The organism is Pantoea sp. UBA5035 (assembly GCF_002415245.1).
Classification (GTDB): domain Bacteria; phylum Pseudomonadota; class Gammaproteobacteria; order Enterobacterales; family Enterobacteriaceae; genus Pantoea; species Pantoea septica.
The window spans coordinates 116,367-131,053 of record NZ_DICD01000028.1 but is presented as its reverse complement, the minus strand read 5'-3'; the positions used below and the strand labels follow the sequence as shown (position 1 = coordinate 131,053).

At 60.0% G+C, this 14,687-nt stretch carries 15 protein-coding genes and 1 tRNA gene; 9 read left to right on the top strand and 7 right to left on the bottom strand.

What is annotated here, in order from left to right; genetic code table 11:
- Window positions 1-438: 438 nt before the first annotated feature.
- Window positions 439-1,635: a Bcr/CflA family multidrug efflux MFS transporter gene (locus tag B3229_RS19915; RefSeq protein ID WP_048781483.1), complete on the bottom strand. Its 1,197-nt coding sequence runs from the start codon at window positions 1,633-1,635 to the stop codon at window positions 439-441.
- A 10-nt stretch (window positions 1,636-1,645) separates the two neighbouring features.
- On the bottom strand, window positions 1,646-2,365 hold the full coding sequence (gene rsuA, locus B3229_RS19910) for a 16S rRNA pseudouridine(516) synthase RsuA (protein ID WP_048781484.1): 720 nt from the start codon (window positions 2,363-2,365) through the stop codon (window positions 1,646-1,648).
- Between the two features lie 164 nt (window positions 2,366-2,529).
- On the opposite strand from rsuA, the gene B3229_RS19905 reads away from it, so the two are divergent.
- A complete protein-coding gene (locus B3229_RS19905; RefSeq protein ID WP_286873756.1) occupies window positions 2,530-4,284 on the top strand; it encodes a DEAD/DEAH box helicase in 1,755 nt (584 codons plus the stop codon).
- 130 nt (window positions 4,285-4,414) lie between these two features.
- Window positions 4,415-4,699: a 50S ribosomal protein L25 gene (gene rplY, locus B3229_RS19900; RefSeq protein ID WP_033750384.1), complete on the top strand. Its 285-nt coding sequence runs from the start codon at window positions 4,415-4,417 to the stop codon at window positions 4,697-4,699.
- A gap of 63 nt (window positions 4,700-4,762) precedes the next feature.
- On the opposite strand, the gene yejK is transcribed toward rplY, so the two are convergent.
- Window positions 4,763-5,767 carry a nucleoid-associated protein YejK gene (gene yejK / locus B3229_RS19895; protein ID WP_033791618.1) on the bottom strand — a complete coding sequence of 335 codons (1,005 nt, stop codon included), beginning with the start codon at window positions 5,765-5,767 and terminating at the stop codon, window positions 4,763-4,765.
- A 158-nt stretch (window positions 5,768-5,925) separates the two neighbouring features.
- On the opposite strand from yejK, the gene B3229_RS19890 reads away from it, so the two are divergent.
- The 5 genes from B3229_RS19890 to B3229_RS19870 all read left to right on the top strand — a co-directional run bounded on the left by B3229_RS19890 (window position 5,926) and on the right by B3229_RS19870 (window position 9,576).
- On the top strand, window positions 5,926-6,153 hold the full coding sequence (locus B3229_RS19890) for a YejL family protein (RefSeq protein ID WP_033750387.1): 228 nt from the start codon (window positions 5,926-5,928) through the stop codon (window positions 6,151-6,153).
- A 21-nt stretch (window positions 6,154-6,174) separates the two neighbouring features.
- A complete protein-coding gene (gene yejM, locus B3229_RS19885) occupies window positions 6,175-7,929 on the top strand; it encodes an LPS biosynthesis-modulating metalloenzyme YejM (RefSeq protein ID WP_286873751.1) in 1,755 nt (584 codons plus the stop codon).
- Between the two features lie 71 nt (window positions 7,930-8,000).
- Window positions 8,001-8,077: transfer RNA gene (locus tag B3229_RS19880), tRNA-Pro, on the top strand.
- Window positions 8,078-8,558: 481 nt separating this feature from the next.
- Window positions 8,559-8,762 carry a hypothetical protein gene (locus tag B3229_RS19875; RefSeq protein ID WP_033750392.1) on the top strand — a complete coding sequence of 68 codons (204 nt, stop codon included), beginning with the start codon at window positions 8,559-8,561 and terminating at the stop codon, window positions 8,760-8,762.
- A gap of 61 nt (window positions 8,763-8,823) precedes the next feature.
- Window positions 8,824-9,576, top strand: a complete 753-nt coding sequence (locus B3229_RS19870) for a 4'-phosphopantetheinyl transferase family protein (RefSeq protein ID WP_286873749.1) — start codon at window positions 8,824-8,826, stop codon at window positions 9,574-9,576.
- Here B3229_RS19870 and B3229_RS19865 read toward each other — a convergent pair.
- The 3 genes from B3229_RS19865 to apbE all read right to left on the bottom strand — a co-directional run bounded on the left by B3229_RS19865 (window position 9,573) and on the right by apbE (window position 12,994).
- Window positions 9,573-11,243 carry a multidrug ABC transporter permease/ATP-binding protein gene (locus B3229_RS19865; RefSeq protein WP_033750397.1) on the bottom strand — a complete coding sequence of 557 codons (1,671 nt, stop codon included), beginning with the start codon at window positions 11,241-11,243 and terminating at the stop codon, window positions 9,573-9,575. The genes B3229_RS19870 and B3229_RS19865 overlap by 4 nt on opposite strands.
- A gap of 84 nt (window positions 11,244-11,327) precedes the next feature.
- On the bottom strand, window positions 11,328-11,969 hold the full coding sequence (gene alkB / locus B3229_RS19860) for a DNA oxidative demethylase AlkB (RefSeq protein WP_033750400.1): 642 nt from the start codon (window positions 11,967-11,969) through the stop codon (window positions 11,328-11,330).
- A gap of 17 nt (window positions 11,970-11,986) precedes the next feature.
- Window positions 11,987-12,994 carry an FAD:protein FMN transferase ApbE gene (gene apbE / locus B3229_RS19855; RefSeq protein ID WP_286873743.1) on the bottom strand — a complete coding sequence of 336 codons (1,008 nt, stop codon included), beginning with the start codon at window positions 12,992-12,994 and terminating at the stop codon, window positions 11,987-11,989.
- Between the two features lie 400 nt (window positions 12,995-13,394).
- Between apbE and B3229_RS19850 the strand changes: the two genes are divergently transcribed.
- On the top strand, window positions 13,395-13,544 hold the full coding sequence (locus tag B3229_RS19850; protein WP_286873741.1) for a hypothetical protein: 150 nt from the start codon (window positions 13,395-13,397) through the stop codon (window positions 13,542-13,544).
- Here B3229_RS19850 and B3229_RS19845 read toward each other — a convergent pair whose 3' ends face one another.
- Window positions 13,545-14,000 (bottom strand): nuclear transport factor 2 family protein, encoded by a 456-nt coding sequence (locus B3229_RS19845; protein WP_286873738.1) that lies wholly within the window; start codon window positions 13,998-14,000, stop codon window positions 13,545-13,547. It abuts the gene before it with no gap.
- Window positions 14,001-14,104: 104 nt separating this feature from the next.
- Here B3229_RS19845 and B3229_RS19840 point away from each other — a divergent pair, with 104 nt between their 5' ends.
- Window positions 14,105-14,668 carry a TetR/AcrR family transcriptional regulator gene (locus B3229_RS19840; protein WP_286873735.1) on the top strand — a complete coding sequence of 188 codons (564 nt, stop codon included), beginning with the start codon at window positions 14,105-14,107 and terminating at the stop codon, window positions 14,666-14,668.
- The last annotated feature ends 19 nt before the right edge of the window (window positions 14,669-14,687 follow it).

The following is a 14,687-nucleotide window of genomic DNA, read 5'->3' as shown; positions in this document are numbered from 1 at the left end:
GCTTGCTGTTGCTGCTAAACGGCAGAAACGGACGTCAAGGCTTGCTCTCTCGTTTCCCAACATACGGTGTGCGGAAAGATTGTTTTTTGCGAGTCAGCTCGCATTTTGGCCTATTAGTACCGCGTTCATCGACAGTTAACAATCAGTTTAGACGCATTCTGGTTACTTTCTTAATCATTAATGTTCACAACTAAGAAACATATTAGGCTGGATATAGGGAAACGAAGCGGAGAAAAGAGATTATTTTGCAGCGGCATCAACACAGAGTGACAGGGTCCGATCGCAAAGTCCATGGCATCCATGCTCGCTCGGCCCGCGCAAATACGCACCTCATCCCTGTGGTACGCCCGTTACCGGCCAACGCGCGGGACGCTTTGCTCTTCGGGCCATGCCACCCGGCTTTTCTGGCTTTGTCAGCTGCCTGAAAGAACGATCGGGTTAGTGTCTGATCGCGCGCGGGCGCGATGCATAGATAAAAAACAGCACAGAGAGCGTGGCGCACGCCGCGATGGTGCCCACCATCGGCCAGGCGCTGTTAAAACTGGCCGTCGACAGCAGCGCGCCCACCAGCCCGCCGACGCCAAACCGCAGCGTACCCGCCAGCGACGATGCGGTGCCCGCCATATGGGGAAACTCGTCAAGGATCACCGCCATCGCGTTGGAGGAGACCACCGACACGCAGCCGATAAACATTGCGACGCCCAGCACCAGCGGAATGAATCCCATATGCAGCGCACTCACCGCCAGCAGCCAGATGCCCATCGCAAACTGGATTATCAGTCCGGCGCGGAACATCGCCAGCGGACCAAAGCGGCGCACCGCGCGGCTGTTGATCAGCGTCATCACGAACAGAAACACCACGTTCAGCGCGAAGTAGTAGCCGAAGTTCTGCGGCGAAACGTGATTAACCTCGATATAGACGAAAGGACCGGCGTTAAGAAAGGTAAACAGCCCGGCAAACGAGAAGCCGCTCGCCAGCATATAGCTGAAGGCGCGCTTGTGGCGGAACAGCGTAATGAAATTGCCCAGCATGGTGCGCAGATGAAAACGCTGGCGCTGCTCCGGCCTGAGCGTCTCGCGGATCTGCGTCATCACCATCACGGTGGTGATCAGCGCGGCGATCGACAGCGTCCAGAAAATGGCGTGCCAGTTCCACGCCAGCAGCAGCCAGCCGCCGATGATCGGCGCCAGCAGCGGCGCGATGGTGGTGATCAGCATGACAAACGACATCATGCGCGAGAAATCCTCTTTCGAGTAGCTGTCGCGCATCAGGGCGTTGATCACCACGCTGGCCGCCGCCGCGGAAAGGCCGTGCAGAAAGCGCATCAGAATCAGCTGGTCGATGGTCTGCGCCAGCGCGCAGGCGGCCGCCGCGCAGGCGAAAATCAGCGTGCCGAGCACGATCACCGGCTTACGGCCGTAGCTGTCCGCCAGCGGGCCGTAGACCAGCTGGCCGATGGCGAACCCCAGGATATAGAGGTTAAGCGTCATCTGCACGCTGCCTGCCGACACGCCGAATTCGCGGGCGATCTGCGGCATGGCAGGCAGGTACATATCGATGGAAAGCGGCATCAGCATCGCCAGCAATCCCAGAATCACCACCAGTCCCGCAGCTGAATTTTTATCCTTACGCACGGCCGCTCCGCTATTTCTGTTTTAACTCGTCGGGCAGCCCGACGCTGTTAATTTCATCTTCCGTCAGCGGACGATATTCGCCCGGCTCAAGATCGTCATCCAGCACGATGCCGCCGATACGTTCGCGATGCAGCCCGACCACGCGGTTGCCGACCGCGGCGAACATGCGCTTCACCTGATGGTAGCGCCCTTCGCTGAGGGTCAGCAGCACCTCGGTCGGCGTAATTTCTTCCATTTGCGCCGGCTGGGTCAGCGACTTTTCGCCGTGCAGCTGAATGCCCTCGGCAAACTGCTGCGCCACATCCGCAGCCACGGGATGCTCCAGCGTCACGCGGTAGGTTTTCTCGCAGTGGTGGCGCGGCGAGGTAATGCGGTGCGACCACTGACCGTCGTCGGTCAACAGCACCAGCCCGGTGGTGTCGATATCGAGGCGTCCCGCGGCATGCAGCTTCCACGCGGTCGGCTCTTCGATAAAGTAGAGGATGGTCGGGTGATCGGGATCGTCGGTGGAGCAGACATAGCCCTGCGGCTTGTTCAGCATAAAGTAGCGCGGGCCTACCTGCAGCTGCAGCGGATTGCCGTCATATTCCACCTCATGCTCGGGCTGGATTTTAAAGGCGGTGTCGCGCACCACTTCGCCATTAACGGTGACTTTTTGCCCCCGGATTTCACGACAGGCGATAGCCCGGCTGACTTCCAGTTGCTGAGAGATGAATTTATCGAGTCGCATGAATTCGCTTTGCCTGTTACTGCGGAGGGAAACTGAAACGGGGTTTTACCCGTTGAAAAAGTGCGGGAAGTATAGCCTGAACCAACGCTGCCGCACAGAGCCGTTCCTGCGTTTCATCCATTTTCATGGCATAATCTCGCTCAGTTTCGCAAAAGTGATCGGCCATGGCTTTTACTCTACGTCCCTATCAGCAAGACGCGGTTAACGCGACCCTCAACCATTTTCGTCGTCACGCCGAACCGGCGGTGATCGTGCTGCCAACCGGCGCAGGCAAAAGCCTGGTGATCGCCGAGCTGGCGCGGCTGGCGCGCGGACGCGTGCTGGTGCTGGCGCATGTCAAAGAGCTGGTGGAGCAGAACCACGGCAAATATCAGGCTTACGGGCTGGAAGCGGATATCTTCGCCGCCGGCCTGCAGCGCAAAGAGAGCCAGCGCAAGGTGGTGTTCGGCAGCGTGCAGTCGGTGGCGCGCAATCTGGCGCAGTTCGACAGCGCCTTTTCGCTGGTGATCGTCGACGAGTGCCACCGCATCAGCGATGATGACAACAGCCAGTATCAGCAGATCTTCAGCCACCTGCGCCAGCATAACCCGCAACTGCGCCTGCTGGGCCTGACCGCGACCCCGTTTCGACTCGGCAAGGGCTGGATCTATCACTTCCACTATCACGGCATGGTGCGCGGCGATGAGAAGGCGTTGTTCCGCGACTGCATCTACGAGCTGCCGCTGCGCTACATGATCAAGCACGGCTTTCTGGTGGAGCCGGAGCGGCTCGATATGCCGGTAGTGCAGTACGATTTCAGCCGTCTGACGGCGCAGGCTAATGGCCTTTTCAGCGAGGCGGATCTTAATCGCGAGCTGAAGCAGCAGCAGCGCGTTACGCCGCATATCATCAGCCAGATCGTGGAGTTCGCCGAGGATCGGCGCGGCGTGATGGTGTTTGCCTCGACGGTGGAGCACGCACGCGAGATCCTGTCGCTGCTGCCCGCCAACAGCGCGCTGATTTCGGCAGAGACGCCGGCGAAAGAGCGCGACGCCACCATCGCCGCCTTTAAGGCGCAGCAGCTGAAGTTTCTGGTCAACGTCGCGGTGCTGACGACCGGCTTCGATGCGCCCCACGTCGATCTGATCGCCATTTTGCGTCCCACCGAGTCGGTCAGCCTCTATCAGCAGATCGTCGGGCGCGGGCTGCGCCTGTCGCCCGGCAAAACTGACTGCCTGATTCTGGACTACGCCGGTAACCCGCACGATCTCTTTACCCCGGAAGTGGGCGCGCCGAAAGGCGCCAGCGACAATGAGCCGGTGCAGGTGTTCTGTCCCGCCTGCGGCTTCGCCAACACCTTCTGGGGCAAAACCACGGCGGACGGCATGATTATCGAGCACTTCGGCCGCCGCTGTCAGGGGGTGCTGGAAGATGACGAAGGCCACCGCGAGCAGTGCGATTTTCGCTTTCGCTTTAAAAGCTGCCCCGACTGCGGCGCGGAAAACGATATCGCGGCGCGGCGCTGTCACCAGTGCGACAAAATTCTGGTCGATCCCGACGATATGCTGAAGGCGGCGCTAAAGCTCAAGGACGCGCTGGTGCTGCGCTGCGGCGGCATGACGCTGACGCACGGCCGCGACGACAAGGGCGAGTGGCTGAAGGCGAGCTATTTCGACGAAGACGGCACCAGCGTCGACGAGCGCTTCCGCCTGCGCACGCCCGCGCAGCGCAAGGCGTTCGAGCAGCTTTTTATGCGGCCGCATCAGCGTGCGCCGGGCGTACCGCTCGGCTGGCAGACCGCCGCCGACGTGGTGGCGCTGCAGCCGCTGCTGCGCCATCCCGATTTCGTGGTGGCGCGCGCGAAAGGACAGTTCTGGCAGGTGCGCGAGAAAGTTTTCGACTATCAGGGCCGCTTCCGCCGCGCCAATGAGCTGCGCTAAGCGGCGGAATCATTTGCCCGCCCCGCCCATTACCGCTATACTGCCGCCCGCTTTTGCATTCGCAATCGCCTTTGAACAACCTGCCTGCTGCTGGGTCGCCTGTAGCAGGAATTATTGAAGAGACATAACCATGTTGACCATCAACGCAGAAGTACGTAAAGAGCAGGGTAAGGGTGCGAGCCGCCGCCTGCGCACAGCGAACAAATTCCCGGCCATCATCTATGGTGGCAGCGAAGCCGCTGTTTCTATCGAACTGGATCACGACTCTGTGATGAACCTGCAGACCAAACCAGGCTTCTACACCGACGTGCTGACTCTGGTTGTCGACGGTAAAGAAACCAACGTTAAAGTGCAGGCCGTTCAGCGTCACCCGTTCAAGCCAAAACTGCACCACATCGACTTCGTACGCGCGTAATCGCCTGCGAATCGACATAAAAAACGCCGCTTATGCGGCGTTTTTTTTTGGCTGGCTGAAGGCCTACTTGCCGCTGGTGCGACGCTGCAGCTGATCGCGCAGGTTCGGCGGCGTGCCTTTGATGGTTAAGGTGTCGGTAGCCGGATCCCAGAAAACGCGCTCGCCCAGCAGCCCGGCGTCAAAATTGAGCGTCAGACCGCCGCCGCTGCCGGCGAATTTGGTCAGCTGACGCAGCGTGCTGCGATCCGCCGGGAAATGCTCTTCCAGCTCGTAGCCCTGCTCCTGGGTAAAGGCCTGAAAGGACTTCTCGCCGAGCGGCGGCAACTCCTTCGACAGATCCTCCAGCGCAATCTCCTCGCCCGCCTGTAGCTGTTCGTTGCAGTAGCTGTAAACCTGCTGGCGATAGTTCTGCCGCTCGCTTTTATCCAGCTCCGATTCCGCGCAGTAGTCGTCCACCGCCTGCAGCAGCCCGCGGTTCTGCGCTTTGGTATCCAGACCGACGCTGGCGCCGAGGAAATCCATAAAGAAATCGGCGACCTTGCGCCCTACGCGTCCGCGCAGGAAGGTCAGATAGCGGGTGGATTCCGGCGTCAGCTCCCATTCGGTCAGATCGATGCGCGCCACAATGTCGGCATGGTTAATATCGAGATAGTGCGTGCTGCTGATGTCGAGCTGCTCGTTGACGCGCATGCTGCGCTGGCTGTTGAGCACCGCGATCAGCAGATATTCCACCGCCAGATAGCGATAGTGCACAAACAGCACTACTCCGCCTTCGGCGAAAGGATATTTAGCCAGCTCGTCGCGCAGGCGACCGGTCGCCGCGCGGCTGAACGCCAGGAAGTCGTCATTGCCTTTGCGGCAGTTGCGCAGCGCCTCCGCCAGTTCGCTCTCTTCGTTAAACAGGCCGTAGGCTTTGTTTTTCGCGCTGTAGACGCGGTGCAGCTCTTCTACCATCGCTTCCACGGTGGCGTTGGCGGGCAGCAGCGTATCGCGCAGTACCAGCTCAAGCTGATTCTCGTCGCGCTTGATCAGCTGATGCAGGGCAATCTGGTCGATATCCAGACTCATGGTAGACTCTCCTTTTAGTTCAGGCGCGTATTCAAACACCGCCCGCATCGGCTTTCAACTCCATGCTTTAGCCGATCGATGCGCTTTCGATAAAATTGCGGTAAAAACCCTGTCGTTACGGTACTATACCGCCTTTTGAAACGAGATTAGTCGACGATATGCCACAATCATCCCGTTACAGCGACGAACGCGTGGAGAAACTCCTCGCGCAACTGGCCCAGGTGCTGCAGAAAGACAATGCGCCGACCGACCTTTCCCTGATGGTGCTGGGAAATATGGTGACCAACGTGATCAACAGCGACGTTGCGCCGGCGCAGCGCCGTTCGCTGGCACGTTCTTTCGCGGAAGCCCTGCAGGCCTCCGTACGCGACGACAACGCCCATTAATCGCTGATTTGATCGCATAATATGGTAACCAACCGGCAGCGCTACCGCGAAAAAGTCTCCCAGATGATCAGCTGGGGGCACTGGTTTGCTCTGTTTAATATTTTATTCGCGTTGATTTTAGGCAGCCGCTATCTGGTGGTCGCCGACTGGCCCGCGTCGCTCGCGGGGCGCATTTACGCCTTCAGCAGCTGGATCGGCCACTTCAGCTTTATTGTGTTCGCCGTTTATCTGCTGGCGATATTTCCGCTCACCTTCGTGGTGATGTCGCAGCGGCTGCTGCGCGTCCTGTCGGCGATTATCGCCACCGTCGGACTGACGCTGATTATGGTCGACAGCGCGGTGTTCAACCGCTTCCATCTCCACCTTAATCCGGTGGTGTGGGAGCTGGTTATCAACCCTGACCAGAGCGAGATGGCGCGCGACTGGCAGCTGATGTTTATCAGCGTGCCGCTGATTTTCCTCGTGGAGATGCTGTTCGCCACCTGGAGCTGGCAGAAGCTGCGCAGCCTGAACCGGCGCTCGTTCGGCAAGCCGCTGGCGGCGCTGTTTATCACCGCCTTTTTCGCCAGCCATCTGCTCTATATCTGGGCCGACGCCAACTTCTATCGTCCGATCACCATGCAGCGCGCCAATCTGCCGCTCTCCTATCCGATGACCGCACGACGCTTTCTGGAGCGCCACGGTCTGCTGGACGCGCAGGCTTACCAGCAGCGCCTGATTCAGCAGGGCGATCCGGAAGCGGTGTCGGTGCAGTATCCGCTCAGCGATATCGCCTTCCGCGACGGCGGCACGCGCAATAACCTGCTGGTGATCACCGTGAAGTCGCTGAACGCTGGCGATATGGCGAAAGCGCTGCCGCAGCTTAATCAGTTCGCCAGCGACAACCTGCGCTTTACCCAGCACTTTAGCGCGGGCGACCTGCCGGAGAAAGGGCTGTTTGGCCTGTTCTACGGCATTTCCGCCAGTTATATGGACGGGGTGCTGTCGGCGCGCATGCCGTCGGCGCTGCTCGGCGCATTAAGTTCGCAGGGCTACCAGTTCGGCCTTTTCTCCTCCGAAGGCTTCAACCAGCCGCTCTATCGCCAGGCGCTGCTGACGGACTATAGCCTGCCCGCGACTGACAGCCAGCCTAACGCCAGCACCGTCACCCAGTGGCAGAACTGGCTGAACGGACAGAAAGGCGACGGTAATCCGTGGTTCTCCTGGCTGGCGCTGGACGGCGTCGATCTGAGCGGCGCCCCGGCGAAAACGCGTCAGCGTAGCTACCTGCGTCAGACTGCCGCCATCGATGAGCAAATTCATACAGTGCTCGCCACGCTGGAGCAGCGCGATCTGCTGAAAAATACCGTGGTGGTGATCACCGCGCAGCAGGGTATTGCGCTGGACGGCAACCTTGATAGCGTGGGCAACCGCGCGAACCTGCAGGTTCCGCTGGTGATCCACTGGCCGGACACCCCTGCGCAGACCATCGATCGCCTTACCGATCATCAGGATGTGATGGCGACGCTGATGCAGCGCCTGCTGCACGTGCGCACCAACCCGGTGAACTATTCGCAAGGGGAAGATCTCTTCGCCGCACAGCGCCGACACGACTGGGTCGCCAGCAGCGAAGATAATCGTCTGGTGGTGACGACGCCGCAGGTGACGCTGGTGCTCAACAATAACGGCAGCTATCGCGCTTACGATGCCAGGGGCAACGCCCTGAAAGATCATAAGCCGCAGCTGGCCTTATTGCTGCAGGTGCTGACGGAAGAGAAGCGTTTTATCGCTAACTGATTATTTATGAGGCAGTTAGACGGCTGCTGCTTGCATTCCGCCAGAGAAACAGTAGACTAAGCCCCACTGTTCGGCACGTAGCGCAGCCTGGTAGCGCACTGTCATGGGGTGTCAGGGGTCGGAGGTTCAAATCCTCTCGTGCCGACCAAAATTCCCAACTAAAGCAGCCTGTTAAGGCTGCTTTTTTTATACCTGCCGTTAGCCTTTTCTCTCTTGCGCCCAGACACATACGCTCCGCCTCCTTCGGCTTCCGCTCTCTGCGTGCAGAAACATGGTCTATACTGAGTTCTGTGTGGGTAACGAAGAGGAGAGTTTATGCATTATATTGAAAAAGACGATCCAAATAACGCGCCCGAGTCAGGCGACAAACGTCCTGAACCGGATCAAAAGCAGTAACCCACAAAGGCCGCCATGCGCGGCCTTTTTACTGCTCATAGCCCCGCGTGACCTGTAAGCTTTTTACCTGCTGGATAAAATATTACTCCCCTTTTCAGCCGCTTATTCTGTGCAATCCACTCTGATCTTCCTCACAAAAATCGCAGGCCGCCGCGCTTTTTAACCTTAGTGAAACAAAACTGTCATAAACATTCCTTAATCTTAATGCCTCTGAATTTCGGATGGATATCACTATGGTTATCAAAGCGAAAAGCCTGCAGGATGCGGAAGAACTGCTTCATTCAGGCGTCAGCAAAGTGGAACTGGCTTACAATATCGGCAGCGACGATTTTTTTCGCCTGGCCTCGCGCTGGTGCGATCGCGGCGCGCGCATCACTAAAGGTCACCATCACTTCGTGGTTTCCGTAAAGGGCTTTGCCATCCCGCCTAACGACTAAGCGGTTGCCCCGACCATGGCGGGCTGCTTTAATGCACTTTTGCGCGCCGCCGTGGAACCTTATGTATCCTCACATTATTTCTCTGCCGCCTCCCGAAGGCGGCTTTATTCGCTGCGCGCATCTGCGCCGTGGCGATGTGCTGCTGGCGCAGGCGCGCTTCGACCTGACTCTCTATGACGACAGCTTCAGCGTGCGCTGGAATCTGCCCCTTCCACCCGCTGTGCGGCAGGCGGTAAAAAAGCGCCGCGCCGAGTACCTGGCCAGCCGCTGGCTGGCGCGCGAGGTGACAGGCCGGATTGGCATTCCCGACTTTCTGCTGCAAAACCATAGCGACCGGTCGCCCATCTGGCCGCCCGGCGTGCAGGCGTCGCTGTCGCACACCGACGGGGCGGCGGCGCTGGCCGTGACCCGGCAGCCGCTCTGCATCGGCGTCGATATTGAAAGCGTGATGAGCCTGCGCACCGCAGAGGAAACCGCCGCGCTGCTGATGAACGACCAGGAAGAGGCACGGCTGCGCGCGCTGCCGCTGCCGTTTTCGCAGGCTGCAACGCTGCTGTTTTCGCTGAAAGAGAGCCTGTATAAAGCGCTGTGGCCGCAGCTGCATCAGCCGATGGATTTTCCGCAGGCCAGCCTGCTGGAGGCGGATATCGCCGCAGGCAAAGCGCTGCTTGTGCTGAACCACAGCTTTAGCGCGGCGTTTGCCGCCGGTATGCGGCTGGAGGCGGAATTTCAGCTGGAGGCGGATCGGGTGCTGACGCTGCTGACCTGTCCTGTGGCAGGCAATCAAAAACCGGCGCCGTCCCCTTTTCGCTAAGCCTTTTCTTCCTGCTGATAAGTGAGGTCGGTGCGCTGCACCGCGTCCAGCGTCGCCATGTCGCGCTCGCGTCCGGTCAGCTCGCTGAGTTTGCCTTCGCGCATCTCCAGCAGACGATCGGCATGCATAAAATAGTGGTCGTCGTGGCTGATGGCGAACACGGTTTTGCCCGACGCCTGCAGCCAGGGCAGCAGTTCGCGATAGAAGACGCGGCGGAAATGGGGATCCTGATCCGCCGCCCATTCGTCCAGCAGCAGCACGTCGCGCTCTTCCGCCGCCGCCAGCAGCAGCGCGACCCGCTTGCTCTGCCCTTTCGACAGCTGCAGGTTGAGTATTTTGTTGCCTTCGATTTTCAGCTTGTCCTGCATCTTCAGGCGCTCAAGCCAGGCCTGCACCAGCTTAGGATTCGCGGGCGCGCCTTCGCGCCCGATTAGCCGATCGAACAGGTGCACGTCGGTAAACACGGCGGAGAAGTGCTTGCGCCAGCGATCCAGCTCTTGCGCGCCAATCGGCTCGCCGTCCAGCAGCAGCGTGCCGCTGTGCGGCTGGTAGAGGCCGGTCAGCAGCATCGCCAGCGTCGACTTGCCGCTGCCGTTGCCGCCGATCAAAAATACCAGCTCGCCGCGTCGTAGCGTCAGGTTGATGGGGCCGACCTCGAAACCGTTTTGTCCGTAGTGGAAGCAGACGTCGCGCAGCTCCAGCGTGTGCCACTCCGCCAGCGGCGGCAGCGTATGGAAGCCCTCCTGATGGGGCGCCAGGTCGAAGGCGTTAAGCTTGCGAAACGCCACCTGGGCGCTGAGCAGCGTCGGCAGCGCGCCGACCGCCGACAGCAGCGGCGTGCGCAGGAACAGCAGCGTCAGCGAGAAGGTTGCCGCCACCGCGGTGTTCGCCCACCCCAGGCTGTTGGCCATAAAAAACACCATGCCGATAGCGCCGAGCGTCATGATATTCGACCAGTTCACCGCGCTGAGGTGGTAGGTATCGGCGCGCACGATATGGTGACGATAGGCTTTCGCGTCTTCCTGATAAACGGTTTCGTAGATCAGCTGGGCACGCTCGCGGTTCAGGTGCAGCTCTTTGCGCCCTTCCGTCACCGTCTGGAAATCGCGGTAGAGGTCATCTTCTACCTCGCGCAGTTTCGCCATATGGCGATAAACGCGCGACACCAGCAGCCAGCCGCCCACCAGCGTGACCGCCATCCACAGGCTGGAGACCATCAGCATTTTAGGCGAGAGCCAGGCGAGATAAATTGCCGATCCCAGCGTGATGATAATGCCCTGAATCAGCTCCGGCAGGCGGACAAAGGCGATAGTGATGGCGCGGATATCGCTGGTCAGTCCGGCCAGCAGCTGCGCGTTGCCGATCTGCTCCAGCCGCTCGACGCGGGTATCCAGAATACGCTTGATAAATTCGCCGCGCAGCCGCCAGACAAACTGGTGCCCCAGCAGCGTCAGCGCCAGCTGGGCGGCGAGCGTCACCGCCATCAGCAGCACCAGCTGCAGCAAAAAGCCAGGCAGCACGGAGAAGGAGGTATTGATGGCCGAAATCATTTCGCTGTTGATATAGGCAATCATGGCGATGCCGAGCACGGCGCTGAGCAGCGTCAGCAGGATCACGCCGATAAAAGGCCAGCGAAACTGGCGAAAAACAACCTTGAGCAACGCCATAAAAAAGTCCAGCAGTCAGGAGAGCAGCCAGCAGTTTAAAGCGATGCGTAATGATAGCAATAGTTATTCGCAATCGCGCCGCGCTCAGAAGGCGCGGCGGAAGGTCAGGTTGTAGCGGAACGCGCCAGCCAGCGGATGATCGCCGGGCTTAAGCGGCAAAATGCCGTGATAGCGCAGGCGCGACGGTCCACCCCATACCACCACGTCGCCATGCTCCAGCAGCACGCGCTGGGTAGCGTCGCCGCGCGCGAAGCCGCCGAACTGAAACACCGCCGGCAGCCCCAGCGACACCGACACGATCGGCTGACGCAGATCGCGCTCATCTTTATCCTGATGCAGCGTCAGCTTTGCGCCGGGCTCGTAGCGGTTGATCAGGCAGGCGTCGGGCGCGAACTGCGGGAATCCCGCCTCGCGCGCGCAGTCGAGCGCCAGCTGGCGAAACAGCGGCGGCATCGGCGGCCATTTGCGGCCATTTTCCGCATCCTGCTCGGTGTACTGATAGCCGCGCGAGTCGCTCGACCAGCCGAAGTCGCCGCAGTTGGTCATCGCCACCGACATGCGGTGGCCGCCCGGCGTGATGCGATGGTGGAACGGATTCTGTTGCGCCACCGCCAGCAGGGCCTCGATCAGCGCCGGCGCGTCGTCACGCGCGCGGCGTCGCAAAATGGTCGCGCCGTCCGCCAGCGGCTCCTGCCACGGCGCTTCTTCACTAAACAGATCAAGCATAACTCCCCCTTGCGCCGCTACTCGCCGTCGATCAGAAAGGCTTTGAACTGCGGCGACATCCAGCTGACGAATTTATCGTCCTCTTTACTGATAAGGTAGACCGCCAGCTGCTGCCGCAGCGCCAGCGCCTTCGCCTTTTCGCTGCCCAGAACCATCAGGCCGGTATCCCAGCCGTCAGCTTCCAGCGCCGTGGTGGCGATCACCGTGGCGGAGACCAGCTTGTGCTCAATGGGGCGGCCGGTCGCCGGATCGATGACGTGTGAAATACGTTTGCCGTCCAGTTCATAATAGTTGCGATAGCTGCCGGATGTGCTGATGCCGTGCCCCTGCAAGTCAACCCGCGCCTGCACGGCGTTTTCGCTGTCGGTGGGTTTCTGGATCGCCACGCGCCAGCGCTCGCCCTGCGCGTTCTCTCCACGGCTCAATACCGCCCCGCCGACCGAAACCAGATAGTTGTTGATCCCTTCGCGCTCCATCAGGCGCGCCAGATGGTCGGTAGCGTAGCCTTCGCCCATAGTAGAGAGATCGACATAGAGTCCCGGCAGATCTTTTTGCAGCCACTGCCCCTCCACCGTTTCGAGAACGCGCAGGTGCTGTAGCCCGGTTTGCGCCTTCGCGGCGGCGATCTCCGCCTCCGTCGGGCGGTGGGCAGGCTGTTTCGCCGGGCCGAAGCCCCAGAGATTCACCAGCGGCCCCACGGTGATATCCATCGCGCCGCCGGTTTTCGCGCCGATACGCAACGCCTCGGTGACAATATCCGCCATATCGGCGCTGACCGGCTGCGGCGCGTCGCCCTGATAGCGATTAAAGCGCGACAGCACGGAATCGGCTTTCCAGGTCGACAACGTCTGGTCATCCGCATCAAGCTGCTGCTGGATCGCCTGCTGCAGTTGGGCTTTGCGCGCGACGTCGACGCCCGCCAGCGACACGCGCCACACCGTGCCCATGGTTTTGCCTTCCAGCACCATCGCCTGCGACGGCGTTTTGCTATCGCAGGCGCTCAGGGCGCAAACTGCCGCTGTCATTAGCAGAATATTCCAGTATCGCATTCTTCCCTCATCTGTAACCCTATATTCCAGCCTGAAACAAAGCATAAGTCGTTAGTAAAGTAGTCAAAAGCGGCTTGTAAACCCGCACTGCCTGACCCACTCTCTGGCAGGGAACCGGCTGATAACAGGAGGCCCCAATGATCTATCTGATTCTCGCGTTCGCAGGCGGACTATTTATTTTCAGTATTGTTAAGCTGCTGCAACAGCGGCGTCAAAAGCGCCTTGACTGGGGCGCGGCGCGCCAGCGTTGAGCAGGTGTGCACCAAAATGCTGCGGCAGTGTAGCAAAGCAGGCGGGAAATCCGTGGCTGTGAGAGCGATCGAGCTGGCATGAATACTGCACTGTTTAGACCGGGTTTAATTCCGGGAGGTGCAGCATGCGTAAACCATCATCAACGCTCGGTCAGTGGCAGCAGTGGCTGAGTTTCTCCGCGTTCACCCTGGCGGGAGTAGGATTTGAGGGCAGCGCCCCGCCGCAGCCAAAAACGCCGCCTGCGGCCAGCCGCAGGCGGACGCTGCAGTCGTAGTTACATCCCCAGTTCGCTCAGACCCGGATGCTCTTCCGGGCGTCTGCCGAGCGGCCAATGAAAGCGTCGTTCGCTGGCCGCTATCGGCAGGTCGTTGATGCAGGCGAAACGTTCAATCATCAGGCCGTCAGTGCCGAAGCGCCAGTTCTCATTGCCGTAGCTGCGGAACCAGTTGCCGCTGTCGTCATGCCATTCATAGGCAAAGCGCACCGCCAGCCGGTCGTCATGCCACGCCCATAGCTCTTTGATCAGCCGGTAATCCAGCTCTCTGATCCATTTGCGGCTGAGAAACGCCACCACCGCGTCACGCCCCTGCACGCTTTCGCTGCGGTTGCGCCAGCGCGTCTCCAGACTATAAACCTGCGACACCCGCTGCGGATCGCGGCTGTTCCAGGCATCTTCCGCCATACGTACTTTTTCGATTGCGCTCTGTTCATTAAAGGGAGGAAGCAGCATTGTCGTCTCCTGCGGCTAAAGTCAGTAGGTAGACAGGTTTGTCTACTTGCGTTACTCTGCTGCATGTAGACAATTCTGTCTACTAAAAAATGGAAGGCCTGATTATGCTCGCTCCGCTTGTTTTCGATCCTGCCGCCGCCGCCCGCGACCGCATCCTGGCTGCGGCGCAGCGGCTCTTCTACCAGCAGGGCATTCGCGCCACCGGCGTCGATCGCGTGATCGCAGAAGCGGGTGTGACCAAGGTGACCTTCTATCGCCACTTCCCGGCGAAAAATCAGCTGATCGCAGCGGCGCTGGAGCAGCGGCATCAGCGCTGGATGCAGGGATTCCAGCAGGCGCTGGCGCAGACGCCCTCTCTGCAGGATGCCCTGCCCGCTGCGCTGGAAAGCTGGTTTAGCGAAGTGGATTTTCGCGGCTGCGCCTTTATCAACGCCAGCGCAGAGCTGGGCGAGAGTCTGCCTGAAATCAGCGCGCTGATCCGGCGACATAAGCAAGAGATGGCGGACGCCATCGCCCTCAGGCTGGCGCAAAGTGAACGCGGCAAAACAGGACAGATTATGTTGCTGGCGGAAGGCGCTATCGTGCGGGCGCAGCGGGGAGAAGAGGCGGAAGCGGTAACCGAGGATTTAGCCGCCGCGCTGGCGGCGATTCTGCAAACGGGAGCGTAGCCCGCAGGCTACGCTCTTG